Source organism: Phenylobacterium sp. (assembly GCF_965229015.1).
GTDB lineage: Bacteria > Pseudomonadota > Alphaproteobacteria > Caulobacterales > Caulobacteraceae > Phenylobacterium.
In genome coordinates this window covers 2,029,045-2,053,493 of the sequence record NZ_CBDDIM010000001.1, presented here as the reverse complement: position 1 = coordinate 2,053,493, position 24,449 = coordinate 2,029,045, and the positions used below count along the sequence as shown (strand labels likewise).

Here is a 24,449-nt window from a genome sequence, read left to right as displayed (position 1 = left end):
TCAGCGCAGACAATTGGACTCTCGGACGAAGTTGTCACAGCTTCGCTCTTCGGAGAACGGTGATCTTTCACAACTCCGCGCTCTGAGGTCACATCGTGAGAGGTCGGCCTGCCCAGGTCCATGCCGACTGGACGCCAGGATCGTCTGGCTATCACCTCTACTATTCCGCAGACTACAGCCCGATCGGGAATTCAGCCTGCTCGCGGATGCCCTTCACCACCGACCCGGCTTGAAGGTCCGCTCCCTACCGTTCTCGGACCTCGACGAGGTCGGCTTCCGGGCGGCGGTGGAGTGACGGGGCGGCCAAATGTTCTCTATTTGTTCTTGACATCCTCGCGCGTTTTCGGGCGGCGCTTCAGTGAGGCGCTGGGGGTGGTGATCTGCCAGCGGGTGGCGGCCGGCGAGAGCCTGATGGAGATCTGCCGCGACCCGGACATGCCCAGCCGGGCGGCGATCAAGACCTGGAGCCGCGAGCGGCCGGCCTTTGGCGCCAGCCTCGCCCAGGCCCGGTTCGACGGGCGCCACCGGCCGGGCCGGCGCGACACCTACTGCCCGCACGTGGCGGGGCTGATCTGCGAGCGGCTGGCCCTGGGAATGAGCCTGCGGCAGGCCTGCGCCCTGGAGGGGCTGCCCGGGGAGACCACGGTCATGGGCTGGCTGCGGCGCCATCCCGACTTCGTGGAGGCCTACGGGCGGGCGCGAGTGCTGCAGGCTCACCGGCGCTTCGACCAGGTCTGGGAGATCGCCGAGGCCGCCGACAAGGAGGGCGCCTATCTGGCCAAGGTGAAGATCGACGCGGTGCGCTGGCAGGCCTCGCGCCTGGCCCCCAAGCGCTACGGCCTGAAGGCCGACCTGGCCGAGGCCGGCGAACGGGCGGCCGAGCCGACGCCCGCCGAGGCGCCGGAGGAGCCGGTGGAGATGATCAACGTCCTGCTCACCAGCTACCGCCCCGGCGTGCCCGACCGACTGGTGCGGATCCCGCGGGGCAAGGATTGAGGGGGGCGGGGGGCCTCGTCGTCAGATGCTCCCCCTCTGGGGGAGCTCCGGCCGAAGGCCGGGTGAGGGGGACTGGAATGCGTTTTCGTGCGGGCCGAACGGTCGTTGAAGGAGTCAAAGTCCCCCTCAGTCAGCTTCGCTGCCAGCTCCCCCAGAGGGGGAGCATCCGGCCGTCATAGGCGATAGCCCCCCGTTCATGGTGGGGGGGCCGGCGGCGCGACGAGGGCCTACTGGCCGATGGCGTCCTTGAACTGCGACAGGGCGCCGGTCCAGCGCTCCAGGCTGTGGTCGAGCTGTTCCCAGGTTCCGCCGGGGCTGACGTCGATGTCGTACTCGCCCCAGACCGCGCCCTTGGCGGCCTGATAGCCACGGATGTAGCGATTGCCGTGGTTCCAGGTGTTGAGGGTCCCGTCGGCCAGGCTCAGGCCGCTCCAGCCGGCGGCGTATTGCAGCGAGGCGCAGCGGCCGGTCTTGCCGCAGTCGTAGAAGTAGATGTCCCAGTTCACCCCGTCCGAGGCGCTGCTGACGATGCTGTTGCCCTCGCTGTCGTCGTGGGTCTGGGCCTTGTAGCCGTGACCCTGCAGCCACTGGGCCACCTCGGCGCGGGTCAGGCCGCCGGCGGGCAGGTCGCGGGCCTGGGCCGGCAGGGCGGCCAGGGCGGCCAGGGCCAGGGTGGCGGCGAGGGCGGGAAGCTTCATGGCGTGTCCTCCCGGACAGGCGGGCGCGAGGGCGCGCTCAAAGGTGAAGCTTCACCCGGGGGCGGACTGGGTCAAGACATTGGAAGTTGTGGGGGGCCCAGCCCCCTCCGTCACGCGCATATCTGCGCGCGCCACCTCCCCCGGCACGGCCTGCGGCCTGGGGGAGGAATTTGGTGTGCTAGTTCCTCCCCCAGCGCGAAGCGCGGTTCGGGGGAGGTGGATCTGAGCGCAGCGAAGAGACGGAGGGGGCTGGGCCCCGCCGCCTACTCGGCGGCCTTGGCCATGGCGTCGGCGCCGAACACCCGGCCGAAGATGACGTCGACGTTCTTGTAGTGGTAGCCGAGGTCGAAGAGGTCGCGGATCTCGGCCTCGGAGAGGGTGACGCTGGGATCGGCCAGCAGCAGGTCGATGAACTTGCCCTCGCCGCGCCAGACCTTCATGGCCGCGCCCTGGACGGCGGCGTAGGCGGCCTCGCGGGCCACCCCCTTCTGGGTCAGGGCCAGCAGGACGCGCTGGGAGTGAACCAGGCCGCCGAGGCGGTCCATGTTCTTGAGCATGTTCTCCGGATAGATCACCAGCCGCTCGACGACGCCGGCCAGGCGGCGCAGGGCGAAGTCCAGGTGGACGGTGGCGTCCGGGGCGATGCCGCGCTCGACGGACGAGTGGCTGATGTCGCGCTCGTGCCAGAGGGTGACGTTCTCCATCGCCGGCACCACGGCCGAGCGGATCAGACGGGCGAGGCCCGTGAGGTTCTCGGTCAGGATCGGGTTGCGCTTGTGGGGCATGGCGCTCGAGCCCTTCTGGCCCGGATCGAAGGGCTCCTCGGCCTCCAGCACCTCGGTGCGCTGCAGGTGGCGGATCTCGGTGGCCAGGCGCTCGATGGAGGAGGCGACGACGCCCAGGGCCGCGAAATAGGCCGCGTGGCGGTCGCGCGGGATCACCTGGGTGGAGACCGGCTCCACGGCCAGGCCCAGCTGCTCGGCCACGTGGGCCTCAACCTCGGGGGCGACATTGGCGAAGGTGCCGACCGCGCCGGAGATGGCGCAGGTGGCGATCTCGAACTTGGCCATGGCCAGGCGCTCCTTGGCGCGCTGGAACTCGGCGTAGTGGCCGGCGAGCTTGAGGCCGAAGGTGGTGGGCTCGGCGTGGATGGCGTGGCTGCGGCCGACGGTGGGGGTCAGGCGGTGCTCGAAGGCGCGGCGCTTCAGGGCGGCCAGCACCAGGTCGACGTCCTCCAGCAGCAGGTCGGTGGCGCGGCAGAGCTGGACGGCCAGCGCGGTGTCGTTGACGTCGGAGCTGGTCATGCCCTGGTGCAGGAAGCGCGCCTCGGGGCCGACGATCTCGGTGACGTGGGTGAGGAAGGCGATGACGTCGTGCTTCACCTCGCGCTCGATCTCGTCGATGCGGTCGGCGTCCCAGATGGCGTCGCGGCCCTTTTCCCAGATGGTCTGGGCCGCCAGCTTGGGGATGACCCCAAGCTCGGCCATCTTGTCGGCGGCGTGGGCCTCGATCTCGAACATGATCTTGAAGCGGGTCTGCGGCGACCAGATGTCGGCGGCTTCCTTGCGGGCGTAGCGGGGGATCATGTCGAGGGCTCCTTACGGAGGCTGATTAGCGCCACCCGCCGGAAATCGCCACCCCGCCGGGCCTATTCCTTCGGGAAGAAGTGGCTGTAGGGGGCGGCCTCCTCCAGGACCCGGGCGAAGGACAGGCGCTGTCTCAGCCGGGCCAGGTAGGCGGTGGTGTTGGGGAAAGCCTCGCCCAAGGGCTCCACCCGGTCGGCATAGTGCAGGGCCGGGGCGGCGGCGCAGTCGGCCAGGGTGAAGGCCTGCCCCATGATCCAGGGGCCCTCGGCCGCCCAGGTCTCCACCAGGGCGTAGGCGGTGCGCAGGGTGGCCCGGGCCTGGGCGACGCCGAAGGGGTCCTTGGCGTCCGCCGGCCGCAGGCGGTCGCCGACGATCTTCTGCATCGACTCCTGGACATAGAGGTCGAAGACCCGGTCGCGGTGGCGGACGGGCAGGGCGGCGGCCGGATCGCGGGGGATCAGCTCGACCTTGCCGGGATGATGCAGGGCCAGGTGCTCGATGACCACGGTGGCCTCGGAGACCAGGGTCTCGCCGTCCTTCAGCAGGGGCATCTTGCCGAAGGGCGAGAGCGCATTGAACTCGGCGCGGACCTTGGGATAGCCCAGGTCGAGGTTGTGCGGGGTGAAGGGGGTGTCGTTCTCGTAGAGGGCGATCAGCGCCTTCCAGCAGTAGGAGGCGAAGGGGTGGTAGTAGAGGGTCAGGGCCATGGCGCGCCTCGTTACTTAAGTCGATGATTAAGTAACGAGGCTGACGCTGTCTGGCAAGCCTAGGCGGCCTCGCCCCGGTCGGTGCGGGCCTTGGAGAGCGCCTTGGTGAGGCCGATGGAGCCCAGCAGGTAGTGGAAAGCGGCCCAGAGGTAGAAGCAGATGGAGACGATGACGCCCGAGCGCGTCGCCTCCACCAGGCTGGCCTTGCACTGGCCGACGAGGGCGAGGCTCGCCCCCTCCGGCGCCTTGCCGCCCGGGCAGGCCGTGGCGAAGCTGGCAGCCCCGCCGTCGCCCCCCAGCAGGCCGCCGAGCGCCGCCAGCGTGCCCGAGCCGCCGTCGTGGTTGAAGTTGAACTGGGCGAACTGGTCGATGATCCAGCCGGTGAAGGGCGGGCCGCCGCCGAGCGCGATCAGGTTCAGGAAGAAGAACAGCAGGGCCGTGGCCGTGGCCCGGCGGCGCGTCGGCACCATGTTCTGCACCACCCCGAAGGTGGGGCCGAGATAGGTGTAGTGGAAGATCCCCGGGATCAGCAGGATCAGGGCCGCGGTCTGCCAGGAGGGCTGCAGATAGGCGGCGATGTAGATCGGCGTGGCGATGGTCAGGCCGATGGCGGGCGTCAGGGAATACCAGCGCGGCGAGCGCTTGCTCATGCGGTCGGTGATGAAGCCGCCCAGCAGGGTGCCGATGCCCGAGGAGATGCCGCCGACGATGCCGGTGATCAGGCCGACCTGGGCGTAGTCCAGGCCGAAGGTACGGGTGAAGTAGGGCGGCACGAACTGGCCCGAGCCATAGGAGCCGAAGGAGGCGATGGTGACGCCCAGCACCATGTTGAGCACCGGCCACTTGCCGAACAGGGTCCCGGCGACGCTGGCCAGTTCCTTGATCTCGCCGAACAGGGAGAACTTCGGGGCGGGCGGCGCCTCGATGGCGACGTCCTCGGGCGAGGCCGGGGCCTGGTCGGGCTCGGAGTGGCCGCGCGGCGGCTCCTTGATGAGCAGCTTCATGGCGATGGCGATGGCGATGCCGGGGGCGCCGACGATCATGAAGGCGATGCGCCAGGAGAAGTTCTGGGCCAGCCAGCCGCCGGCGACGGCGCCGACCATGGTGCCGAGCGGGATGCCGAAGGAGTAGATCGAAAGCGCCGTGGCCCGCTTCTTGGGCTCGAAATAGTCGCTGATCAGGGAGTGGGCGGGCGGGGAGAGGCCCGCCTCGCCGAACCCGACGCCGAAGCGGTAGGCGGCGAGCTGGGCGAAGCTGGTGGCGGTGCCGCACAGGGCGGTGAAGGCCGACCAGATGAGGATGGCGCCCGAGATGATGGAGACCCGGTTGAACCGTTCGGCCAGGCGGGCGATCGGGATGCCCAGTAGGGTGTAGAGCAGGGCGAAATAGAGCCCGCCCAGCAGGCCGAGCTGGGTGTCGGTGATCTTCAGGTCATCCTTGATGGCCTGGCCGATGGTGGCGATGATCGTCCGGTCGATGAAGTTGAGCGTGTAGGCGGTGACCAGCAGGCCCAGCACCACGCCCTTGTAACTGTCCGAATAGACCGGCTTGCCGCCGACCGCCGTGGTCCCAGCCATACGCACGTTCCCCCCATGCACTCTCTTGGCGGGGACTGTAGGCGGACCCGAGGGGCCAGGGGAAGGGGCGAACGGCCGGTCAATCCTGGCCGTTGAGTCCGGCGTCAGACAGACGCCACCGTCAGTTGCGTTCTAGATCAGCCTGCGGCGCCCCCGCGCCGCGATCCGGGATCCAGCCATGCCCGCCTACACCTTCTATCCGTACGCCGCGCAGGGCCTGGCCCTGACCTTCGAGGACACCGATCTGCCCGACGAGGCAACCGCCTATGTCCAGGCCCGGCGCATCCTGGCCGAGCATGACAGCGCCGTGGAGGTGCAGGTCTGGCAGGACGACCGGCTCGTGCACCGTGAGGTGCGGGAGCAGGGCGCCTCGGCCTAGGGCCGGCGAAGCCCGAACAGGTCTCCAGGTCCGGCCGTCACCCTAATGGGCGTGGCTGGGCGCCAGCAGCTTGTCGAACCTTTGACTGCTGACGGCGTAGCATTCGCAGGCCTCGCGCTCGAGGCCCTCGCGGTCGAGGATGGTGATCACGCCGCGCCGGTACTTGATGAGACCGGCCCGCTTCAGGGCGCTGGCCACCAGGGTCACGGTGGTCCGCTGCACGCCGAGCATGATGGCGAGATATTCCTGGGTCAGGGGGATGACGGGACCGGCCACCCGGTCCTGGGTCATCAGCAGCCAGCGCGCCAGGCGCGGGCCGGCGTCGTGCAGGGCGTTGCAGGCCACCGATTGCTGGGCCTGGCTGATGCCGGCGTCCATGTGGCGCAGCAGCAATTGCATGAGCGGCGGACTGGCCAGGGCCCGATCGCGCAGCTTGGCGGCGGGCAGCCGGATGGCGCCGCCGCCCACCTGGGCGAAGACCCGGCTGGCGCTGGGCTCGCCGCTGAGGGCGGAGGAGAGGCCCGCGAGGCTCTCGAAGCCGACGGTGGCGCTCTCGACGCTGCGGCCGTCGAGGGTGGGGGTGACCACCGAGATCACGGCGCTGGAGGGGAAGTAGACCTGGTCGATCAACTCGCCCGCCGGATGCAGCACCTGGCCGGCCAGCAGGGCGACCTCGGTCAAGGCGGGACCAAGGGCGGCCATGTCGCCGGCGTCCATGGCAGCTAAGAGGTAGTTTCTAAAATTCACTGAGAAGCCGGGCGATGCGACAAATAATGAGCGAGAGTCGACTCGACACTGGCACGGAAGTTGGCCGCGCGCTCTGCGCAAGTGATCCGCAGAGGTTGTCTGATATATTTTATTTGGCTTTTCGAGAGGCGATAAGCGCGAGAAACTTTCGATCAAATACATAGTATGTCTGGAATTGTATCTCCTATGAACAATATCCGACATAGAATGCAAACGGCGCGACTCTCGGGGAGAGCCGCGCCGTTCGACAGATCAGGCTGCGCCGGTGGCGCGCGCGACCGAGTCGCCGGTCAGTTGGCCTTGGCCGGGGCCATCTGCGCCATCAGCTCTTCCTTGCGGGCCTTCAGGCGCTCGCCCATGGCGTCGAGGTCCTCATCGCCCTTCTTGGCCTGGGCGAAGATGCCGCCCGGCTGTTCCTCTTCCTTGACGTGGTGCTTGATGTACTCGCCGAGCACCTTGACCTTGGCGTCGTAATATTCGTCGGAGGGCTTCATCGCCTCGATCTCGGCGATCAGCTTCTTGGCGCCGTCGTGTTCGACATAGGCCTCGTCCATCATGTCGTCTTCCACGTCGCCGCGCTCCTCGGGGTAGAAGATCTCTTCCTCGATCTGGGTGTGGACCTTCAGCGCCAGGGCGATCTTGTTGAAGAGGGCGAGCTTCTCGGCGTCCTTCTCCAGCTGTTCGTACTCGTCGAACATGTCGTCGACCTCGCGGTGGTCCTTCTTCAGCAGGCTGATGGCCAGCGGGTCGCGCCGGCCGGTGCGGCGCTTGCGGCCGGCGGATTTCTTGGTGGTTTGAGCTTTTGCGGCGGTCGCCATGACGTCCCTCATCCTGAACTCTCGGGCGGTATCACCCAGACTCGGGAAACACCCTTTCCGGGAGCGAGTTCCGGCGGATATCCGACAGAAAGGGACGATTTCCGGGGTCCGCGACCGGGCTGGGCGGACCCCGGCGAAGGGTCAGCGGGCGCTGTTGGCGCCCTGGGTGTTCCCCGGCGAGATGGCGCCGGTCTCGACGCCGGTGCTCAGGCCCGAGCCGCTCTTGGACTGCTCTCCACCGGTGGTGAGGGCGGGCCGCGCGAAGACGCCGTGCCGAGAGAATGTGAGGTATCGGGAGCGCTGGCGGCTCTGCGGCAGCCTCACGGACGAGCCAAGTCGACGCTGGCTTCGAAGCCATCGCTCTGCCCGCTCGCGGGAGACCTGATCTCCAGACTTGCGCCGGCCGCAGCCGCGACAAGGTCGGCGATGGTCAGTCCCAGGCCCGCGCCTTCGGCAGGGGTTTCACCGCGCTCGAAACGACGTCGCACCCGGCTCAGGGTCTCGGGGGCCAGCACCCGCCCGCCGTTCACCACGCGAAGGAGCCCGTCAGCGGAAAGGGAGGCGACGACCGGGCGGTCAGGCGCGCCATGCTTCAGCGCGTTCTCGATGAGATTTCGGGCGAGGATGGCGAAGACGTCGGGATCCAGGCGCGAGCCGTGGGACTCCGACGGCGGCGTGCTGACCTGGAGTCGCTCTCCGCCGGGCTCGCTCCGGCGCAGGTCGTCAACGACATGACGCAGGACCGGGGCCAAGGCCTGCGGGCCCTCGGCGAGGATGCCGCCGCCTTCCGCCCGGGCCAGTTGGAGCAGCTTTTCCGACAGGCGCGCCAATTGGCCCAGCGACGCCTCGATCCGCCGCGCCCGCCGGTTGAGGGGCCCGGCCGGCGTTTCAGCGACCAGCCGCTGCGTCTGGGCCAGGGCCGCGGCCAAAGGGGTCCGCAACTCATGAGCGCTGTTGCTCGCGAAGTTGCGCTCAGCCTCCAGCACCCGCCGTAGCCGCCCGATGAGCTGATTGACGGACTCGCCAATCGCCTGGATCTCCGAGGGCAGGCGCGACAGAGGCACGGGATCCAGGTTCCCCGCGCCGCGCGCCTCGACCGCGGCCGTGAAGCCCGACAGGGAGCGAAGACTCAGGCGGACGAGCAGCCAGGCCCCGAGCAGCGAGGCCGGGACCAGCGCCGCCAGAGGCAGGAGCAGGGTGAGGGCGGCCTCCAGCGTCGCTTCGCCGCGGTGATCCAGCCGCTCGGCGACCTCAATGATCACGGCGCCGTTAAGGGCGCTTTCGCCGTAAAGTCTGTGCGTGGCCGTGCTTTGGAACCCGGCGCCGGGCGTCTCGCGGAACACCCTGAGATCGGCGTCGTGCGACTGCAGCAGCACCTCGCCGGATCGATCGCGCACGACATAGGTGAGGAATTCCTCGTGGCGGGCCAGAGGCGAGACCCGGCGCGGGCCGAGCGAGCGATCGCGTTCGGTGATGTCGATGACGGCGAGCGGCAGCAGCCTCTGCGCGGTCTCCTGCAGCGCCGAGTCGAACGTTTCGTCCAGTTCATGGCGGATAACCACGGCGCCGCACGCCGTCGCCACGAGCCAAGTCACCGCCACCAGGAGGGCCACGCCGAGGCCCAGGCGCCGCTGCAAACTGAACCGGCCGTTCATACGCGGCCCAACCGGTAACCCAGGCCGCGAACGGTCTGCACCACATCGGGGCCCAGCTTCTTCCTGAGCCGGCTGACATAGGCCTCGATGGTGTTGCTCTCCACCTCGCCGCCGAAGGCGTAGAGATGGTCCTCGAGCTGTCCCTTGGAAATGATGGCGCCCGGGTGCTGCACCAGCGCCTCAAGAACCCCCCACTCGCGCGCGGTGAGGTCGATGAGGTGGCCGGCGATGAAGGCGGCATGGGCGGCAAGGTCGACTTCGAGCGCGCCGATACGGACCAGCGGGTTGGGGTTGCCCGCGTAGCGTCGGGCCACCGCCGAGACCCGCGCCGACAGTTCCAGGAGGTTGAAGGGCTTGACCAGGTAGTCGTCCGCGCCCGCGTTCAATCCGGCGATGCGCTCGGATATCTGGTCGCGGGCGGTCAGGATCATCACGGGTGTCACATCGCCCTCGCGCCGGCGCTCGCGCAGGAACTCCAGACCCGGGCCGTCGGGCAACATCAGGTCGAGGAGCAGGAGGTCATAGGGGACGGCGCGCACGTGATCGCGCGCCTCGCTCAGGCGCTGGACCCAGTCCACCGCATGGCCGTCCGCGGCGACCTGGTCGCGGACCGCTTCGCCGAGCGCCAGGTCATCCTCGATCAACAGAACCCGCAAGACCGCCGCCATGAAGGTGGAAGGAACCTAGCCAGCTATTCCACCAAGCTGACGTGAACCTGAAGAACATTCGCGCGCGGCGTCAGGCGGGCGTCAGATTGCGGCCCGATCCTCCTTCCATCGCAACCGAGAAGGAGACCTCCCATGAAAGCCATCCTGTTCGCCGCCGCCGCGGCTTTCGGCGCCCTCGGCGCCGGAGCCGCCGTCGCGGCCGAGAAGTGCAATGTGCCGCTCGCCGAATGGCAGCCGCGGCAGGCGCTGGAAAAGAAGCTCCAGGCCGAGGGCTGGAAGGTGAACCGGCTGAAGACCGAAGACGGCTGCTACGAGGTCTACGGCATCGACCGTCAGGGCCGCCGGGTCGAAGCCTACTTCAACCCGAAGACCCTCCAGTCCGTGAAGGTCAAGCTGGAGCGCTGACATGAAGACGCCGTCCATACGGGTCTGGGACCCAGTCGTGCGGCTCTTCCACTGGAGCCTCGCCGTCAGCTTCGCGGTCGCGTGGCTGACGGCCGAGGACTGGGAGGATCTTCACTACGCCGCCGGCTACGCGGCGGCCGTCCTGATCGGCTTCCGGCTCGTCTGGGGGCTGGTCGGGCCCCGCTATGCCCGGTTCAGCCAGTTCGTTCGCAATCCCGGGGACACGGCGCGCTACGTTGGCGCGATCCTCAGGGGGCGAGAGCCCCGCTACCTTGGCCACAACCCGGCCGGTGGGCTGATGATCCTCGCCTTGCTGTCGACCCTGTCGGCGACCGCCCTCACAGGCTGGATGTACACGCAGGACGCCTTCTGGGGCGCGGAGTGGGTCGAGGAGCTGCACGAAGGCGCCGCCACCCTCACCTTGGGTTTGGTCGCGCTCCACATCGCGGGCGTGATCGTGGCCAGCCTGCGTCATCGCGAGAACCTGGTCCGGGCGATGGTCACCGGCCGCAAACGCGCGCCCCAGGCCACCGATGTGGCGTGACCGATGAAAATCCTCAAGAGGAGCTTGCCCATGCGGGCGAAACTCAAGACTGCCGCGGTTCTGCTGGGCCTCGGGCTCGGAGCGCTCTCCACGCCGGCGATGGCCCACTGCGACTCCCTGGACGGACCCGTCGTCGCGGCGGCGCGGACCGCCCTGGACAGCGGCGATCCGAACCCGGTCCTGGCCTGGGTGAAGCCGGACAACGAGGCGACCGTGCGACAGGCGTTCTCGAAGACCCTGGCCGTGCGCGCACTGGGTCGGGAGGCGCGCGAGCTGGCCGACCAGGCCTTCTATGAGACGCTGGTGCGTTTGCATCGCGCCGGGGAAGGCGCGTCCTACGACGGGCTCAAGCCGGCCGGCCACGACTTCGGTCCCGCCGTGCTCGCGGCGGACGAAGCCGTCAGATCGGGGTCCCAGGAGGCCGTGGAGGAACTCTTGAGCCGAGAGGTGTCGCAAGGTCTGCGGGCGCGCTTCGCGAACCTCCTGGCGAGCCGCGCGTCCCGTCCGCGCGACGTCACCGCCGACCGCGCCTATGTCGACGCCTATGTGAGCTACGTCCACTACGTGGAAGGTGTTCACGCGGCCGGGGGTGGGAAGGCGGCTCCGCCGGCAAGCGGACGCCCTCCGCCCCATAGGGACTGAACAACAGGCGCGCCGCCTCGGCCTCGTGGGCGATATCGCGGCCCGGGCCCGGTGCGGGCCAGACGAGCTTCGTGGGGCCTGTCCCGTCCTCGTCCCGGTAGATCAGGCCTGGCTGGGCGACCGCAGGACCGGCAGTTCGGCCAGGGGCGCCTGGGCCCGGTCGACCTCGGCGGCGAAGTAGCGCCAGGTCCCCACGAGAGCCTGGGTGCGGTCGTGGATCAGCACCCGGGCGTCGCAGCCGGCCGCGGCCAACTGCTCGGCCAGCGCCTTGGCCTTTGCTTCGGCCTTGGCGCCCGAGAGGAACATCAGCGGGGTGTCGTCCAAGGGCGACAGCACGCGCCAGCCCCCCTCGACGGGCAGGACGGAGATGTGGTGGTCGGTGTCAGGCGTCGGTTGCACGGGCATGTCCTCTTCCTGGACCCTGACCGTTTCAGACGGACCCGTCTGAAACGGCAAGAAGGGTCTAGATTCAAAGATTGGAGCGCGTCGGGCGGCGGAACCGGTATCCACTTCCGCCTGACGCGCTCTAGCGGCATCAAGCGCCCGAAATGAGGTCGGTGTCTGTCGGGCGTCAGACCCGGTCACGCAGCTTTGAGGTGTGGGCCGGGGCCATCGAGGCGGCTCAGGGCCGCCAGGACGTCCTCAAGCGGGACGGGGGATTCGCAACCGACCATCTGGCGCAGGGTGGGCTGGTCCTCCACCGCGCAGGCGTCGGAGGCCCAGGAGGAGAGGACGGCGCGCTTGTCGTCGGGGGAGAGCAGGGGGTCCTTCAGCACCTCGCGTGGGTGCTGGAATCCCACCGCCGGCCGCAGGATGCGCTCCAGGGCCAGGCGCAGGGTCACAGGGGAAGGGGCTTGGTCGTGGCTGGCGAACATCGCCGATCTCCGTGTTGTATGTCCTCACTTTCCAGGTGACGAGGCCGCGCCGCCGGCGGCGGCCGACGCCTCGTCGGTGCGATGATTTGGGCGCCGACCCGACGGTTTCAAGGGGTCAGGCGTTGCGCGCCATCAGGCCGCCGTCGACGGGGATCACCGCGCCGGTGATGTAGCTGGCGGCGGGCAGGCAGAGGCTGAGCGTCATGTGGGCGACCTCCTCCGGCGCGCCGTAGCGGCCCAGCGCCGTGCGCCGCCGGGCGTAGGTCTGGCGCGCCTCGTCGGGGATGGCGTCGGTCATGCCGGTGAGGATGGGGCCCGGGCAGATGCAATTGACCGTGATCCCCTCGCGGCCGAGTTCGACGGCCAGCGCCCGGGTGAGGCCGGTGACGCCGGCCTTGGCCGCGGCGTAGGCGCTGTCGCGGGCGGTGGCGCCCAGGGCCTCGGTGGAGGCGATGTTGACGATGCGCGGCGCCGCCGACTTGCGAAGGTGCGGCAGGGCGGCGCGGATCACCCGCTGGTGGGCGGTGAGCAGGACGCTGACGGAGCGGTCCCAGACCGCGTCGTAGCCGTCGTCGTCGATGGCCGAGAAGCCGGAAATCCCGGCGTTGTTGACCACGATGTCGAGGCCGCCGAAGCGGGCGGCGAGGTCGCCCACCACCGCCAGGATCTCCACCGGATCGGCGACGTCCAGGGGCCAGGCGAGCGCCGAGCCGCCCTCGGCGACGATGGACTCCGCCACCGTGGCGGCGGCGGCGGCGTCGCGGTCGGTGACGGCGACGTGGGCGCCTTGCGCGGCGAAGACCCGGGCGGTGGCGGCCCCCATGCCGCTGCCCGCCCCGGTGACCAGGACGACGGAGCCTTTGACCGAGCGGCTGAGGGACATGGGAATCTCCGTCATGAGAGGGACAGGCCGCCGTCGACGATCAGGGTCTGGCCGTTGACGTAGGCGGCCAGGGGCGAGGCCAGGAAGAGGGCCGCGCCGGCCATGTCGTCGGGGGTGCCCATGCGGCCGGCCGGGATGGCGCGCAGGGCGCCGGCCAGGCGGTCGGGATGCTCGGTGGTGACGGCGGTGAGCTTGGTGGCCACCAGGCCGGGCGCCAGGCCGTTGACCCGGATGCCGTCCCGCGCCCAGGCCTCGCCCAGGGTCTTGGTGAGGCTGACGGCGCCGGCCTTGGAGGCGGCGTAGGCCGGATTGCCCCGGTTGGACTGGAAGCCCGAGATTGAGCTGACGATGATGATCGAGCCCTTGGCGGCGGCCAGCCGGTCGTGGAAGGCCATGGCGCAGTCCATCAGGCTGTCGAGATTGACCGCCATCACCCGGTCCCAGCCCGCCGGCGCGAACTCCCCGCGCTTGTAGACCACCGTGCCCTGGCAGAGCACCAGGACGTCGAGGCGTTCGAGCCGGCCGGCGGCGGCGGCGATGGCGGCGCGGTCGGCGACGTCGACGCAGGCATAGGTCAGGCCGGTGAGGTCGGAGCCCTCGACCCCGTCATAGTCGCCGGCGTTCGCCCGCGTGCCCCAGACGTGGACCTGGGCGCCGCGCCGGCGGAAGCCGTGGGCGACGCCGTTGCCAATGCCGCTGGAGCCGCCCACCACCAGGACGTTCTGGCCGCTGAAGTCGAGGTCGGACATGGGCGATCTCCGGGGGTTCGGCGTCGATCAGGCGCCGTCTGTCGCGGCGTCAGGCAATCGAATTCGCCCTCGGAACAGGGACGGCCGCAGCCTGTTGAGACATCCGAGGACTGACAATGGAGGATGATCGATGCTCAAGACGTTCGGCTACCTGGTCTCCAGCCTCAGCGTGCTGCTGCTGGGGGTGGTGAGCTGGAAGGGTGTGTCGGGCCACCCGCTGCTGGAGGTCTGCCTGGGGCTGGGCATGGTCACCTCCTGGGGCGGGATGCTCTGCCGCTGGCTGTCCTATCAGCGGGAGGATCAGGCCGGCGCGGATTCCGCCAGGCCGCGGGCGCGGGCCTCGGCGGGGGCGAAATAGACCAGGCCGTCGCCCCAATCGTAGGCGACGACGTCGGCGGGGGGCTCGGCGTCTTCCCCGCAGAGGAAGGTCAGCTCCCTGGCGGTCAGCACCGGCCAGCGGGCGAAGGCCTGGTCCGGGGTCGGGTCGGGGCGCGGGTCGGCGGTGGCGCCTGGCAGGGCGGCCTCGAGGCCAGCGACATATTCCTCGTAGCCGACCCAGCCCGCCACGGTCTGGTCGCCGCCGGGACCCCGGAAGATGAGGGTGGGCAGGGCGTAGCGGTCATGGCCCTCGGAGTGCTTGAGCTCCCCGTTCATCGGGCTGTCGTGCTTGAGGTTGCGGACATGGTCGTTGGGGGCGCGGGTCTCCTCCCAGTCGGCGCGATAGGCGGCCGCGACGGCCTCGGAGGCCTGGTCGGCCCGCCAGCGGCGGTGGTCGAGGCCCGGGACGCCCTGGGTCGCGGCGTCGAACTCGTCGGGGGTCTGGGGGCCCAGGCCGAAGATGAAGATCTGCTCGCGGAAGCGGCGCAGCACGGCGTGGGCCACCTCCTGGCCCTGCAGCTCGGCGGCCTTGACCGCCTGGCCCAGGGGATCGGTGGACTGCAGCATCAGGTGCATGGGGTTGGGATAGGGCATGCCGGTGAGCTCCCAGACCCGCTTCCAGTAGGCCCGCATGGGAACCGCGGCGCCGACCCGGTCCCAGTCGTCCTTGCCGGCCGCGGCGTTCCCCACCAGGCCGCCCATGACCTTGCGCCAGGTGAGATGGTGGCCGTGACGCCAGTCCAGCCGGCGCAGCAGCGGCTCGGCGCCCCAGGCGGTGGAGCAGACGGCGTCGGTATATTCGATCGCCTCGATACGGTCGGTGGTCATGGCGTGATCTTCCCTTGGCGGGCCCTCTTTCGGGGCCATGGCCAAGGTCTAGCACATTCAGGCCGGAGGCAGATTCTGGATTTGGATCGCCGTGAAGGCGTTCACCTGGGCCGGGGTCATGGCCGCGATGTTGGTGGCCGAGAGCTGCCGCACCTGGGTGACGCTGAGGCGCGGGATCTGGGTCGGGGTGAAGGCCGTCACCTGGGTGGTGGTGAGCGCCGCGATCACTGTGGTGGAGAGCGCGCCGATCTGGGCCGCGGGCAGGGCCGCGATCTGGGTGGCGGTGAAGGCGTCGAACTGGACGGGCTCGATCGCCGTCAGCTGGCTGGCGCTGAGGCCCGCGATCTGGTTGGCGCCCAGGGATCCGAACTGGGTGCTGGAGAGGCCGAACAGGTTGGTGGTGGAAAGCGCCCCCACCTGGCCGGCGGTGAGCGAGGTCAGCTGGGTCGCCGTCAGTTCGGCGAAGTCCGTCGTGCTGAGGCCGCGCACGTTGTTGACGCTGATCCCCTGCACCTGGGTGGTGGTGAGCCCCGCCACCTGGGTGGAGGTCAGGGCCGAGAGGTTGGTGGCCGACAGGCCGCTCATCTGGCTGGAGGTCAGGGCCGAGACCTGCAGTGAGGTCAGGGACGCCACGGCCTCGGTGGAGAAGGCGTTGATCTGACCGGCCGACATGGCGCGCAGCTGGACGAAGTTGAACTCGCCGATGTCGGTGGCCGAGAGCCCCGAGAGCTGGGTCGCGGTCAGGCCCTGGACCTGGGTGGTGGCGAGGTCGGAGACCTGGGTCTGGGTGAGGGAGCCGAGATTGGTCGCCGACAGGCCGCCGAGCTGCACGCCGCTCAGGCTGTCGACCTGGGTCGCGCTGAGACGGCCGAAGTCGGTGGCCGACAGGCCGCCGAGCGCCGTGGCGCTGACCCCCTTGAGCTGGGTCGCCGAGAGCCAGCCGAGCTGGGTGTCGGTGAGCGAGGCCAGGCCCGTGGCCGACATGGCGCCGATCTGGACGGCGCTGAGGGCCTCGAACTGGGTGTCGAACAGGGCCGGAAGGGCGGTGGCGGAGAAGGAGCCGAACTGGGCCGGGGTCAAGGCCGCGATCTGGGTGGCGGTGAACTCCTGGATGTCGGCCGCCCCCAGGCTGCGCACCTGGAAGGCGGTCAGGCCCTGGAGCTGGGTGGTGGTGAGCTGCTGGATCACCGTGGCGTTCAGCGAGGCGACATTGGTGGCCGACAGGGCGCCGATCTGGGGCGCCGTCAGGCTGACGATCTGGCTGGGGGCGAACCGGGCGAAGTCGGTGGTGGTGAGGCCGCCGAGCTGGGTGGCGCTGAGCCCCTTCACCAGGGTCGGGGTGAGCGCCGCGAACTGGGTGGCCGACAGCGAGGTCAGGTTGGTGACCGACAGGCCGCCGAGCTGGGCCGGGGTCAGGGCGCCCACCTGGGTGGCGCTGAACTCGGCGAAGTCGGTGGTCGACAGACTGCCCATCTGGGTGGCGGTGAAGCCGGCCGACTGGGTGGCGTTCAGGCCGCGGATCTCGGTCTGATCCAGGGAGGCCAGGTTGGTGGCCGAGAGCGAGGCCAGCTGGGCGGCGCTGAAGGCGGCGATCTGGCCCGAGGTGAACTTGTCGAAGTCCGACGCCTCCAGGCTCTTCACCTGGGTGGTGGTCAGGCCCGCCACCTGGGTGGTGGAGAGCGAGGCGACCTGGGTGGTGTCGAGGGCGCCGAGCGCGGTGACCGTAAGGCCGGCGACCTGGGTGGCCGACAGGGCCGAGATGGCCCCGCCGCTGAGGGCCGCGAGGTTGGTGGCGGTGACCGCGCCGATCTGGGTGGCCGACAGGGCGCCGATCTGGGTGGCGGTGAACCGGCCGATGGTGGTGGCGTCGATGTCCCGCAGCTGCAGCGGGTTGAGCCCCTTGACCTGGGTGGTGGAGAGCGACGCCACCTCGGTGGCGTCCAGCTGGGCCAGGTGGGTGGTGGAGAAGACGCCGAGCTGGGTGGGGGTGAAGGCGCCGAGCTGGGTCTGGTCGAACTCGTCGATGTCGGCGGCGCTCAGCCCCTTGATCTGGGTGGTGGTGAGCCCCTTGATCTGGGTGGCGTTCAGCGCGCTGACCTGGGTGGCCGACAGGGTCGAGAGGCCCGTGGCCGACAGCCCGGCCAGCTGGGTTCCGGCCAGGGCGGCGATCTTGGTGTCCAGGGCCGCCAGCTGGGTGGTGCTGAAGCCGCCCACCTGGGAGGCGCTCATGGCCACGAGCTGGGCGGTGTCGAACACCACCGAGGCGGCGAAGTGCGAGATCTGGGTGGCCTTCAGGCCCTTGACCTGGGTGGCGCTGAGGGCCGCGACCTGGGTCACGCCCAAGGCCTCGATGCCGGTCGCGCTGATGGCGCCCACCTGGGTCGAGGTGAGCTGGGCCATCTTGGTGGCGGACAGCGGCGCAAGCGTGGTCACCGACAGGGCGGAGATCTGCGCGGCCGAGAGATACGAGATCGGCATGGGGCGATCCTAGCCGGTCACGCTTAAGCGATGATCAACCGGCGGGCGAATCTTTGCCGATCAAGGCTAGGGGCGGCGCTCCCGCGGCGCAATGCGGCCCTTGGGCGCCGGAACGGCGGGTCGGGGCTCCGCGCCCCGACCCGCCTGAATCGACCCTAACCGCAGACGCCGAAGCAGGCGATGGCGTAGGACCCGTAGGGCAGGGTGAAGATGCACTGGGTGAACTTCAGCACCTTCTGCCACCACTTCTTCTTGCTCTGAGCCTGGTTCCAGCAGCTGAGCCAGTTGGTCTTGAGGTTGTTCCAGGCGCCCTGGCCGATCTTGCCGATCATGCAGGTCGCGTAGCACCCCCAGAAGCTGCCGCTGCTGCTCTTCTGGGTTCCGGTGGTCGCCGCGCCGCCGCCGCGCAGCATGGCCACCGGGGTGTCGTTCTCGGCGATGGTGGAGGTCTTGCGCGCGCCGTTGGGGCCGATGCTCTCGACGGTGGCGGGGCCGGTGTCGCCGCCGCTGACGCGGAAGATGTGCCGTTCGCCGTTGGGCAGGGCGACGGCGAAGGACTCCCCCTGCTTGCCCGGCGCGAGGCGGGGGAACTTGGCCAGTTCGGCGAGGGTGGGGGCGGCGATCTTGCCGGAGCCCATGTCCGGCATGGGGGCGGCGAGGGCGCGCGCGCCGCCAAACAGGCTGAACAGGGACAGGCCGGCGGCCCCGCGCATGACCGCGCGCCGGTCGGCCAGTGAAGCTCGAGTAATCACGTGCATGTTCCTTTCTGCGCAGGCGACCGCCTGGGCATAGCGAGACTCGCGGCAATATTTTGCCGTAGCCAGTTCTGTAATTGCAGACGAAGCGCCGTGCGCCGAAGGTCGAAACAGGACATCACGCGCTTTCGATGGGCGCGGATATTCTTCTAGACATGCTCACGAAACCAACGCGTGAAAAGAACGCCGATATGTGAAGGCTGTCAAGCTTCTGATTTTGCGCACAACCTACGGCGGCGCCTTCAAATACATGGCGTCGACCTCATCGAAGCCCGCGAGCCCGCCTCAGCTCACCAGGTCGCGCACCATGGTCTTGCGGGCCATCCAGAAGATGGCCGCGCCCAGCAGGCCGAACAGCGAGGTGAGGATCAGGGACCAGCGCAGGCCCTCGGATTCGCCGAGCCCGCCCAGGGTCGCCAGGCCGTCGCTGAGCGCGCCGACGAACAGCGGTCCGAGCCCCAGGCCGATGAGGTTGAGCACCAGCAGCAACAGGGCCGCGGCGGTGGCCCGGGTGTGGGCCGGGACCACGCTCTGGGCGGTGGCGAAGACCGGGCCGTACCAGAGCGCGCCCAGGACGCTGGGGATGATGTTGAGCCACAGCGCCGTCATCGGGTCGGCGACCGTGTAGATGAAATAGTAGGAGGGCAGGGCCAGGACGGCGGCCAGGGCCGGGACCACGGCGTAGCCGCGGGCGTCGCGGCGGGCGGCGATGTCGGCGAACCAGCCCCCCAGCACGGTGCCGATCATGCCGGCGATCCCGCCGATCAGGCCCAGCGCCAGGCCGAGATAGCCGGCGGACTTCAGGCCGTAGGGGGCGGCGAGGGCGGTGAGCTGGTCGCCGTGCAGGCGCATGAAGAAGGCGGCGTTGAAGGCGCCCTGGCCGTAGCCGACGAAGGCCATCAGGCCCGCGCCCACCGCCATCAGCCAGAAGGTGGGCTTGGTCGCCAGCTCGCGCAGGGCGGCGGCCAGCGGCGGGGCGGCCTGCGCCTGGCTGGCGGCGACGCCGGTGATGAACTTGCGCGGCTCCTTCAGGAACACCCCGGCCACCAGGGCCAGGACCAGGCCCGGCGCCCCGGCCACCAGGAAGGCGGCGCGCCAGCCATAGGCGTCGGCGATCAGGCCCCCCATCACCAGGCCGAGCAGGGTGCCGATGGGGATGCCCAGGGAATAGGTGGCCAGGGCCGAAGCGCGCTTCTCCTTGGGCGTGTAGTCGGCGATCAGGGAGTGGGCGCAGGGGTTGCAGCCGGCCTCGCCGAACCCGACCCCCATGCGGGCCACCAGCATCTGCGGGAAGGTCTGGGCCCGGCCGCTGAGCAGGGTGAACAGGCTCCACAGCGCCATGGAGCCGGCGATGATCCAGGGGCGCGAGAACCGCTCGGCCAGGCGGGCGATGGGGATGCCCAGGGTGGTGTAGAAGATGGCGAAGGCCAGGCCCGTCAGCATGCCAAGCTGCCAGTCGGCCAGGCCCAGGTCGCGCTTGATGGGCTCGGCCAGGATCGACACCACCTGGCGGTCGAGGAAGGACAGGATATAGGCGCCCAGCAGCACCGCCAGGGCGAAGGCCCGGTAGCGGGCGTCGAAGGGAGAGCGGGTCTCGGCCTCCAGCACAGCCGGGGCGACGGCGTCGACCATGGTGTTCTCTCCCAGGACGTTTTTTATCGTTGATGTCAGATTGGCCCAGATGCGGGCGCCGCGCCACGGGGCCGGAAATCACGTCGGCGTCATGGGCCGTTCCCCGAGCGCGCGGCTTGACCCTCTCGTCCGCGAGGCCTCGAACTGACGCACCCCTTCGACGCCTCGCGCGTTGAGCCCATGGACTTGAAAAGGACCCCCATGGCCGCTTCCCGACTTCTGCTCGCCGCCGGCGTCGCCGCCCTGGCGCTCGCCGCCTGCAACCGGCAATCCGCCACCCCCGCCGCCCCGCCCGCCCAGTTCCCCGGAACCGTGCCCGCCGCGCCGGCTCCGACGCCCGCCCCGACGCCGGCGCAGGACCCTGAGGCGCCGGTGGAGGCGCCCGCGCCGGGTTCGCCCGCCGGCCTGCCCGACGACCGCACGCCGATCTCCGAGGCGCCCTTCACCCCGCAGAGCGCCCAGGGCGCGGCCGATGTGGTGCAGACCTATTTCGCCCTGATCGGTGAGAAGAAGTACGCCCAGGCCTGGGCCCTGTGGGGCGACGGCGGCAAGGCCAGCGGCATGACCGCCGAGCAGTTCGCCGCCAGCTTCGACAAGTATTCCCAGTACCACGGCAATGTCGGCGCGCCGGGCCCGATGGAGGGGGCGGCAGGGTCGTCCTATGTCGAGGTCCCGGCCATCGCCTTCGGGCGGCTGAAGACCGGCGAACAGTTCAACCTGAAGGGTCCGATCACCCTGAAGCGGGTCAATGACGTGCCCGGCTCCAGCGCCGAGCAGCGCAAGTGGCATATCCAGACCAGCGGGATGAAGCCCGTGCCTCAGCCCTGACCCATGAGCTCTGAGACCCTGACCCGCGACGTCGAGGAGACGGTCGAGGCTATCGCGCAGCTGCATCAGGACCATGACCAGGCGGCGAGCCCCTTGCAGCGGGCCATCGACGCGGTGACCGACCTGCTGGGTCGGCCCGCGGCCATGGTGATCCTGGTGATCGCGGTGACGGCCTGGATCGCGGGAAACCGCCTCGCAGCCGGCTGGCCGGACCCGGACTTCGTGGGCCTCGAACTGGGGGCGACCCTGGCGGCCCTGCTGATCGCGGTGCTGATCCTGGTGACCCAACGCCGGGAGGACCGGTTGGCGGAGCGCCGCGAGACGCTGACCCTGGAGCTCGCCCTGCTCAATGAGCAGAAGAGCGCCAAGATCATCGCCCTGCTGGAGGAGCTGCGGCGCGACGCCCCCTCCATCGTCGACCGGCGGGACGAGGAGTCCGAGGCCATGGCCCAGCCCGCCGACGCGGCGGCTGTGCTCAATGAGATTGAAGACCGCACGGCGCGGGACGCCGCCTCGAGCAAGGACTGAGCATGCGCAATCCCTGGATGCGGCTGACGATGGACACCTGGGCCCTGGGGGTCGAGGCCTCCTCGGTCATCGGCCTGCGGACGCTGAAGATGGCGGCGGGCGGGGCGGCGGCCCAGGCCGAGGCGGAGCTGATGGTGCGCGAGAAGATCGAGTCGGGCCTGGCCCTGCAGGCCCGGGCCATGACCGGCGGGCTGGGGCTCACGGCCCACGGGGCGGCGGCCAGGACGGTGGCGCACTATCGCCGCAAGGTCCGCGCCAATCGGCGCCGGCTGTCGAAGATCTGAGCGTTGGGCCTCCTCCTGCGCGGAGGAGGCCCGTCACACTGTAGCGCCCTAGCGGCCGCGGACCGCGCTCAGCAGGAAGAGCAGCAGCACCGCGCCGAGGGTGGCGATCACCAGGCTGCCGACGACGCCGCCGAAGCTGATGCCCATGGCGCCGGCGATGAAGCTGCCCAGCAGGGCCCCCACCAGGCCGACGATCATGTTGGTGAGCAGGCCGTGCTTGCGGCCCATGAGTTGTTCGGCGATCCAGCCGGCCAGAATGCCGATGATGATCGCCCCGAGAATACCTACGCCGTTCATGATGTTAGCCCTCTCTGATTTCCTGACGGGGTGGGAACGCCGGTGCGCGGCCAAGGTTCAGATCGGCTTGCGTCGGCGCGCGCCAGGTGGGAGGCGAGGCGCATGAACGACACTCAAGCCCAGGTCATCGGCCTTTGGCGGCGAATCCGGCGGCGGATCGCCGGCGCCAGCCTCAGCCTCGACACCGTCGCCGCCCAGGAGGCCGAACTGACCGCCGTCGAGGCGGACCTGCCGGCCTATCTGTGGGCCTACCGCGAGGTGCTGGGGCCCTGGCTCGCGTCGGCGGTGGCGGCCGGGGACCTGGCCGACCAACTGGTGCGCTGGCTGCATCGCCACAACCAATTCCTCTACGCCACGGCCCAGACGCGGGCCGAGCTCGCCCAGGCCTACGCCCAGAGCCTGTCGGACACCGCCGAGCTGCTGGCCGAGGCGCGGAGCCAGGACGAGGTCGTCGAGGGTCTGGCCGAACTGCTCACCGAACACCATGCGCGGCTGGCCCTGGCCCTGAAGGTGGCCTTCGGGACGCGGCTGAGGGACACGGTGCAGGCGGAGTACTCGCCGGGCCTCCAGTTCGCCGTCCTCGGCCTGGACCGGGTCGAGACGCCGGTGCTCGACGTCGGCTGCGGGGCGAGCGGCGCCCTGGTGGCGCACCTGCGCGCCGCGGGGATCGAGGCGGTCGGCATGGACCGCGACGCCCAGGCGCCCGGCACGGCGGCGGGGGACTGGCTGACCCAGGACTACGGGCGCGACATCTGGGGGACGGTGATCTCCCATCTCGGCTTCTCCCTGCACTTCCTGCATCACCACATGGCGGGCCACGACCTGGCCTACGACTACGCCCGGGCCTATCGCCGCATCCTGGCCTCGCTGAAGGTCGGCGGCCGCTTCGCCTATGCGCCGGCCCTGCCCTTTGTGGAGGCGGTGCTTGGGGAGGGTTACAGCGTCGAGCGCCGCAACTTCGACGCCTATGGCGGCAGCCTGCCCATCGAGAGCGCCGCGGTGGTGACGCGGCTGAGCTAGACCGCCGCCGAGGTCATGACCGGGGCGCCGTCGAGGATATCGGCGACGGCGGCGAGCGCCTTGTCGATCTGACGCCGGGGCGCGGGACCGCCAAGGCCGATGCGCACGGCCTCCGGGGGATTGGGACCGATGGCGAAGGCGTCGGAGACCACCACCCCGATGCCGGTGGCGCGCAGCTGCAGGGCGAACTCGCCCCGGGTCCAGCCGGGCGGCAGGTTCAGCCACAGGTGGAAGCCGTCGGGATGGGCGGCGAAGGATCCCGCGGGCAGCAGGCGGGCGGCCAGGACCTGACGGGCGCGGGCCTCCTGGCGGATCGCGTCGCGGACCGCCTGGGCGGTCCCGCCGGTGATCCAGCGCGTGGCGATGGCCGCGGTGAGCGGCGAGGCCATGGCGGTGGTGGCGCGGATGGCGGCGCGAACCTTGGCGCCGGACCGGCTGTCGGGGGCCGCCAGATAGGCGATGCGCAGGGCCGGGGAGACCGGCTTGGCCAGGCCGGCGATGTGGAAGGTCAGGTCCGGCGCCAGGGCCGCGATGGGCGGGGGCGAAGTCTCCGGCAGCAGGCCATAGGCGTCGTCCTCGACGATGGGGACGGCGTGGGCGCGCGCGATATCGACCAGGGCCCGGCGGCGGGCCAGGGACATGGTGGCGGTGGTGGGGTTCTGCAGGGTGGGGGTGCAGACCAGGGCCTTGACCGGGTGGTCGCGGCAGGCGGCCTCGAAGGCGTCGGGAACGATCCCCTCGCCGTCCATGGCCAGGCCGATGACGTTGAGGCGGAGCTGGGCGGCCAGGGCCTTGAGGCCGGGATAGGTCAGGGCCTCGGCGCAGATGGTCTCGCCGGGGGCCGCGAGGGCGCCGATCACCGCCAGCAGGGCGCTCTGGGCGCCGGGGCAGACCGTGATCCGCTCGGGGTCCAGGCCGGGCAGACGGTCCTGCAGCCAAAGGGCCCCGGCCTGCCGATCGGCCGCCGCGCCGCCGGCCTCCTGGTAGCGCAGCAGCAGGTCCAGGCCCGTGGCCTGCAGCTCGGCGATCTCGCGCCACATCCGCCCCGTCAGCTCGCGATCCTCGAAGTGCGGGGGCAGGTTCATGCTGAGGTCGACGGGGCCGCCGGCCGAGGCGGCGGCGCCGGGGACTCGCACATAGGTGCCCTGCCCGACACGACCCTCCACCAGGCCTCGGCGGGCGGCCTCGGCATAGGCGCGGCTGACGGTGGTGAAGTCGACGCCCAGGCCCTGGGCCAGGACCCGCTGTGGCGGCAGGCGCGCGCCGGGGGCGAGCCGACCAGCCGTCAGGTCCGAGGCGATGGCCTCGGCTATGGCCAGATAGAGCGGCCCCGCCGCCGGATCGAGCCTGGGGCGCCAATCATCGCTCATGTTCATCTCCATACATTTCGTCATTGTATGGGCCCGAATGCTGGGGGACAACCCCAAATGGGCTTGGATTTTCCGGAAACGCCTTGCCTGTGTAAGATTCCGCGCCGTGCGATCAATTGGAT

29 protein-coding genes are annotated in these 24,449 nt (G+C 70.1%); 10 read left to right on the top strand and 19 right to left on the bottom strand.

Going from position 1 to position 24,449, the window contains the following annotated elements:
• Window positions 1-324: 324 nt before the first annotated feature.
• The gene (locus ACO06I_RS10365; protein ID WP_421932490.1) at window positions 325-996 is read left to right on the top strand and encodes a hypothetical protein; all 672 of its coding nucleotides are present in this window, start codon (window positions 325-327) and stop codon (window positions 994-996) included.
• A gap of 227 nt (window positions 997-1,223) precedes the next feature.
• On the opposite strand, the gene ACO06I_RS10360 is transcribed toward ACO06I_RS10365, so the two are convergent.
• The 4 genes from ACO06I_RS10360 to ACO06I_RS10345 all read right to left on the bottom strand — a co-directional run bounded on the left by ACO06I_RS10360 (window position 1,224) and on the right by ACO06I_RS10345 (window position 5,564).
• On the bottom strand, window positions 1,224-1,694 hold the full coding sequence (locus ACO06I_RS10360) for a YbjN domain-containing protein (RefSeq protein WP_421932489.1): 471 nt from the start codon (window positions 1,692-1,694) through the stop codon (window positions 1,224-1,226).
• Between the two features lie 263 nt (window positions 1,695-1,957).
• Entirely contained in the window at window positions 1,958-3,280 is a 1,323-nt protein-coding gene (purB, locus tag ACO06I_RS10355; protein WP_421932488.1) for an adenylosuccinate lyase, read from the bottom strand.
• A gap of 62 nt (window positions 3,281-3,342) precedes the next feature.
• On the bottom strand, window positions 3,343-3,987 hold the full coding sequence (locus ACO06I_RS10350) for a glutathione S-transferase family protein (protein ID WP_421932487.1): 645 nt from the start codon (window positions 3,985-3,987) through the stop codon (window positions 3,343-3,345).
• Window positions 3,988-4,046: 59 nt separating this feature from the next.
• A complete protein-coding gene (locus ACO06I_RS10345; protein WP_421932486.1) occupies window positions 4,047-5,564 on the bottom strand; it encodes a spinster family MFS transporter in 1,518 nt (505 codons plus the stop codon).
• Window positions 5,565-5,742: 178 nt separating this feature from the next.
• Here ACO06I_RS10345 and ACO06I_RS10340 point away from each other — a divergent pair, with 178 nt between their 5' ends.
• Complete coding sequence (locus ACO06I_RS10340) at window positions 5,743-5,943, top strand: hypothetical protein (protein WP_421932485.1); 201 nt, start codon at window positions 5,743-5,745, stop codon at window positions 5,941-5,943.
• Window positions 5,944-5,985: 42 nt separating this feature from the next.
• Here the strand turns inward: ACO06I_RS10340 and ACO06I_RS10335 are convergent, their stop codons facing one another.
• From ACO06I_RS10335 to ACO06I_RS10315, 5 genes are all read right to left on the bottom strand, one after another.
• Window positions 5,986-6,645, bottom strand: coding sequence for a Crp/Fnr family transcriptional regulator (locus tag ACO06I_RS10335; RefSeq protein ID WP_421932484.1), 660 nt, complete (start codon window positions 6,643-6,645; stop codon window positions 5,986-5,988).
• A 335-nt stretch (window positions 6,646-6,980) separates the two neighbouring features.
• Window positions 6,981-7,508, bottom strand: a complete 528-nt coding sequence (locus ACO06I_RS10330) for a hemerythrin domain-containing protein (RefSeq protein ID WP_421932483.1) — start codon at window positions 7,506-7,508, stop codon at window positions 6,981-6,983.
• Window positions 7,509-7,649: 141 nt separating this feature from the next.
• Window positions 7,650-7,832, bottom strand: coding sequence for a hypothetical protein (locus ACO06I_RS10325; protein WP_421932482.1), 183 nt, complete (start codon window positions 7,830-7,832; stop codon window positions 7,650-7,652).
• Window positions 7,829-9,163 carry a histidine kinase dimerization/phospho-acceptor domain-containing protein gene (locus tag ACO06I_RS10320; RefSeq protein WP_421932481.1) on the bottom strand — a complete coding sequence of 445 codons (1,335 nt, stop codon included), beginning with the start codon at window positions 9,161-9,163 and terminating at the stop codon, window positions 7,829-7,831. Before ACO06I_RS10320 ends, ACO06I_RS10325 begins: the two co-directional genes overlap by 4 nt.
• Window positions 9,160-9,831, bottom strand: a complete 672-nt coding sequence (locus ACO06I_RS10315; protein WP_421932480.1) for a response regulator transcription factor — start codon at window positions 9,829-9,831, stop codon at window positions 9,160-9,162. Before ACO06I_RS10315 ends, ACO06I_RS10320 begins: the two co-directional genes overlap by 4 nt.
• Window positions 9,832-9,963: 132 nt before the next feature.
• On the opposite strand from ACO06I_RS10315, the gene ACO06I_RS10310 reads away from it, so the two are divergent.
• From ACO06I_RS10310 to ACO06I_RS10300, 3 genes are read left to right on the top strand one after another with little or no spacing between them, the layout of a single operon-like run.
• Complete coding sequence (locus ACO06I_RS10310; RefSeq protein ID WP_421932479.1) at window positions 9,964-10,236, top strand: PepSY domain-containing protein; 273 nt, start codon at window positions 9,964-9,966, stop codon at window positions 10,234-10,236.
• 1 nt (window position 10,237) lies between these two features.
• Window positions 10,238-10,780 carry a cytochrome b/b6 domain-containing protein gene (locus ACO06I_RS10305; protein WP_421932478.1) on the top strand — a complete coding sequence of 181 codons (543 nt, stop codon included), beginning with the start codon at window positions 10,238-10,240 and terminating at the stop codon, window positions 10,778-10,780.
• Window positions 10,781-10,810: 30 nt separating this feature from the next.
• Window positions 10,811-11,422, top strand: a complete 612-nt coding sequence (locus ACO06I_RS10300; protein ID WP_421932477.1) for a DUF6448 family protein — start codon at window positions 10,811-10,813, stop codon at window positions 11,420-11,422.
• A 102-nt stretch (window positions 11,423-11,524) separates the two neighbouring features.
• Here ACO06I_RS10300 and ACO06I_RS10295 read toward each other — a convergent pair whose 3' ends face one another.
• From ACO06I_RS10295 to ACO06I_RS10280, 4 genes are all read right to left on the bottom strand, one after another.
• A complete protein-coding gene (locus ACO06I_RS10295) occupies window positions 11,525-11,827 on the bottom strand; it encodes a hypothetical protein (RefSeq protein WP_421932476.1) in 303 nt (100 codons plus the stop codon).
• A 176-nt stretch (window positions 11,828-12,003) separates the two neighbouring features.
• Complete coding sequence (locus ACO06I_RS10290; RefSeq protein ID WP_421932475.1) at window positions 12,004-12,297, bottom strand: hypothetical protein; 294 nt, start codon at window positions 12,295-12,297, stop codon at window positions 12,004-12,006.
• A gap of 115 nt (window positions 12,298-12,412) precedes the next feature.
• A complete protein-coding gene (locus ACO06I_RS10285; RefSeq protein WP_421932474.1) occupies window positions 12,413-13,180 on the bottom strand; it encodes an SDR family NAD(P)-dependent oxidoreductase in 768 nt (255 codons plus the stop codon).
• A gap of 11 nt (window positions 13,181-13,191) precedes the next feature.
• Window positions 13,192-13,929, bottom strand: a complete 738-nt coding sequence (locus ACO06I_RS10280) for an SDR family NAD(P)-dependent oxidoreductase (protein WP_421932473.1) — start codon at window positions 13,927-13,929, stop codon at window positions 13,192-13,194.
• A 130-nt stretch (window positions 13,930-14,059) separates the two neighbouring features.
• Between ACO06I_RS10280 and ACO06I_RS10275 the strand changes: the two genes are divergently transcribed.
• Window positions 14,060-14,287 carry a hypothetical protein gene (locus tag ACO06I_RS10275; RefSeq protein WP_421932472.1) on the top strand — a complete coding sequence of 76 codons (228 nt, stop codon included), beginning with the start codon at window positions 14,060-14,062 and terminating at the stop codon, window positions 14,285-14,287.
• On the opposite strand, the gene ACO06I_RS10270 is transcribed toward ACO06I_RS10275, so the two are convergent.
• The 4 genes from ACO06I_RS10270 to ACO06I_RS10255 form a co-directional block, all read right to left on the bottom strand.
• Window positions 14,230-15,135: a DsbA family protein gene (locus ACO06I_RS10270; RefSeq protein ID WP_421932471.1), complete on the bottom strand. Its 906-nt coding sequence runs from the start codon at window positions 15,133-15,135 to the stop codon at window positions 14,230-14,232. The genes ACO06I_RS10275 and ACO06I_RS10270 overlap by 58 nt on opposite strands.
• A 57-nt stretch (window positions 15,136-15,192) precedes the next feature.
• Window positions 15,193-17,613 (bottom strand): beta strand repeat-containing protein, encoded by a 2,421-nt coding sequence (locus tag ACO06I_RS10265; RefSeq protein WP_421932470.1) that lies wholly within the window; start codon window positions 17,611-17,613, stop codon window positions 15,193-15,195.
• A gap of 155 nt (window positions 17,614-17,768) precedes the next feature.
• On the bottom strand, window positions 17,769-18,371 hold the full coding sequence (locus tag ACO06I_RS10260; RefSeq protein ID WP_421932469.1) for a hypothetical protein: 603 nt from the start codon (window positions 18,369-18,371) through the stop codon (window positions 17,769-17,771).
• A 282-nt stretch (window positions 18,372-18,653) separates the two neighbouring features.
• Complete coding sequence (locus ACO06I_RS10255; RefSeq protein ID WP_421932468.1) at window positions 18,654-20,000, bottom strand: spinster family MFS transporter; 1,347 nt, start codon at window positions 19,998-20,000, stop codon at window positions 18,654-18,656.
• A gap of 201 nt (window positions 20,001-20,201) precedes the next feature.
• Between ACO06I_RS10255 and ACO06I_RS10250 the strand changes: the two genes are divergently transcribed.
• The 3 genes from ACO06I_RS10250 to ACO06I_RS10240 are packed head-to-tail and all read left to right on the top strand — an operon-like array spanning window position 20,202 to window position 21,640.
• A complete protein-coding gene (locus tag ACO06I_RS10250) occupies window positions 20,202-20,828 on the top strand; it encodes a hypothetical protein (RefSeq protein WP_421932467.1) in 627 nt (208 codons plus the stop codon).
• Between the two features lie 3 nt (window positions 20,829-20,831).
• A complete protein-coding gene (locus ACO06I_RS10245) occupies window positions 20,832-21,356 on the top strand; it encodes a DUF1003 domain-containing protein (RefSeq protein ID WP_421932466.1) in 525 nt (174 codons plus the stop codon).
• 2 nt (window positions 21,357-21,358) lie between these two features.
• Window positions 21,359-21,640 (top strand): hypothetical protein, encoded by a 282-nt coding sequence (locus ACO06I_RS10240; protein WP_421932465.1) that lies wholly within the window; start codon window positions 21,359-21,361, stop codon window positions 21,638-21,640.
• Window positions 21,641-21,688: 48 nt separating this feature from the next.
• On the opposite strand, the gene ACO06I_RS10235 is transcribed toward ACO06I_RS10240, so the two are convergent.
• On the bottom strand, window positions 21,689-21,937 hold the full coding sequence (locus ACO06I_RS10235; protein WP_421932464.1) for a GlsB/YeaQ/YmgE family stress response membrane protein: 249 nt from the start codon (window positions 21,935-21,937) through the stop codon (window positions 21,689-21,691).
• A gap of 102 nt (window positions 21,938-22,039) precedes the next feature.
• Between ACO06I_RS10235 and ACO06I_RS10230 the strand changes: the two genes are divergently transcribed.
• The gene (locus tag ACO06I_RS10230; RefSeq protein ID WP_421932463.1) at window positions 22,040-22,957 is read left to right on the top strand and encodes a hypothetical protein; all 918 of its coding nucleotides are present in this window, start codon (window positions 22,040-22,042) and stop codon (window positions 22,955-22,957) included.
• Here ACO06I_RS10230 and ACO06I_RS10225 read toward each other — a convergent pair.
• Window positions 22,954-24,327, bottom strand: coding sequence for a PLP-dependent aminotransferase family protein (locus ACO06I_RS10225; protein WP_421932462.1), 1,374 nt, complete (start codon window positions 24,325-24,327; stop codon window positions 22,954-22,956). The genes ACO06I_RS10230 and ACO06I_RS10225 overlap by 4 nt on opposite strands.
• Between the last annotated feature and the right edge of the window lie 122 nt (window positions 24,328-24,449).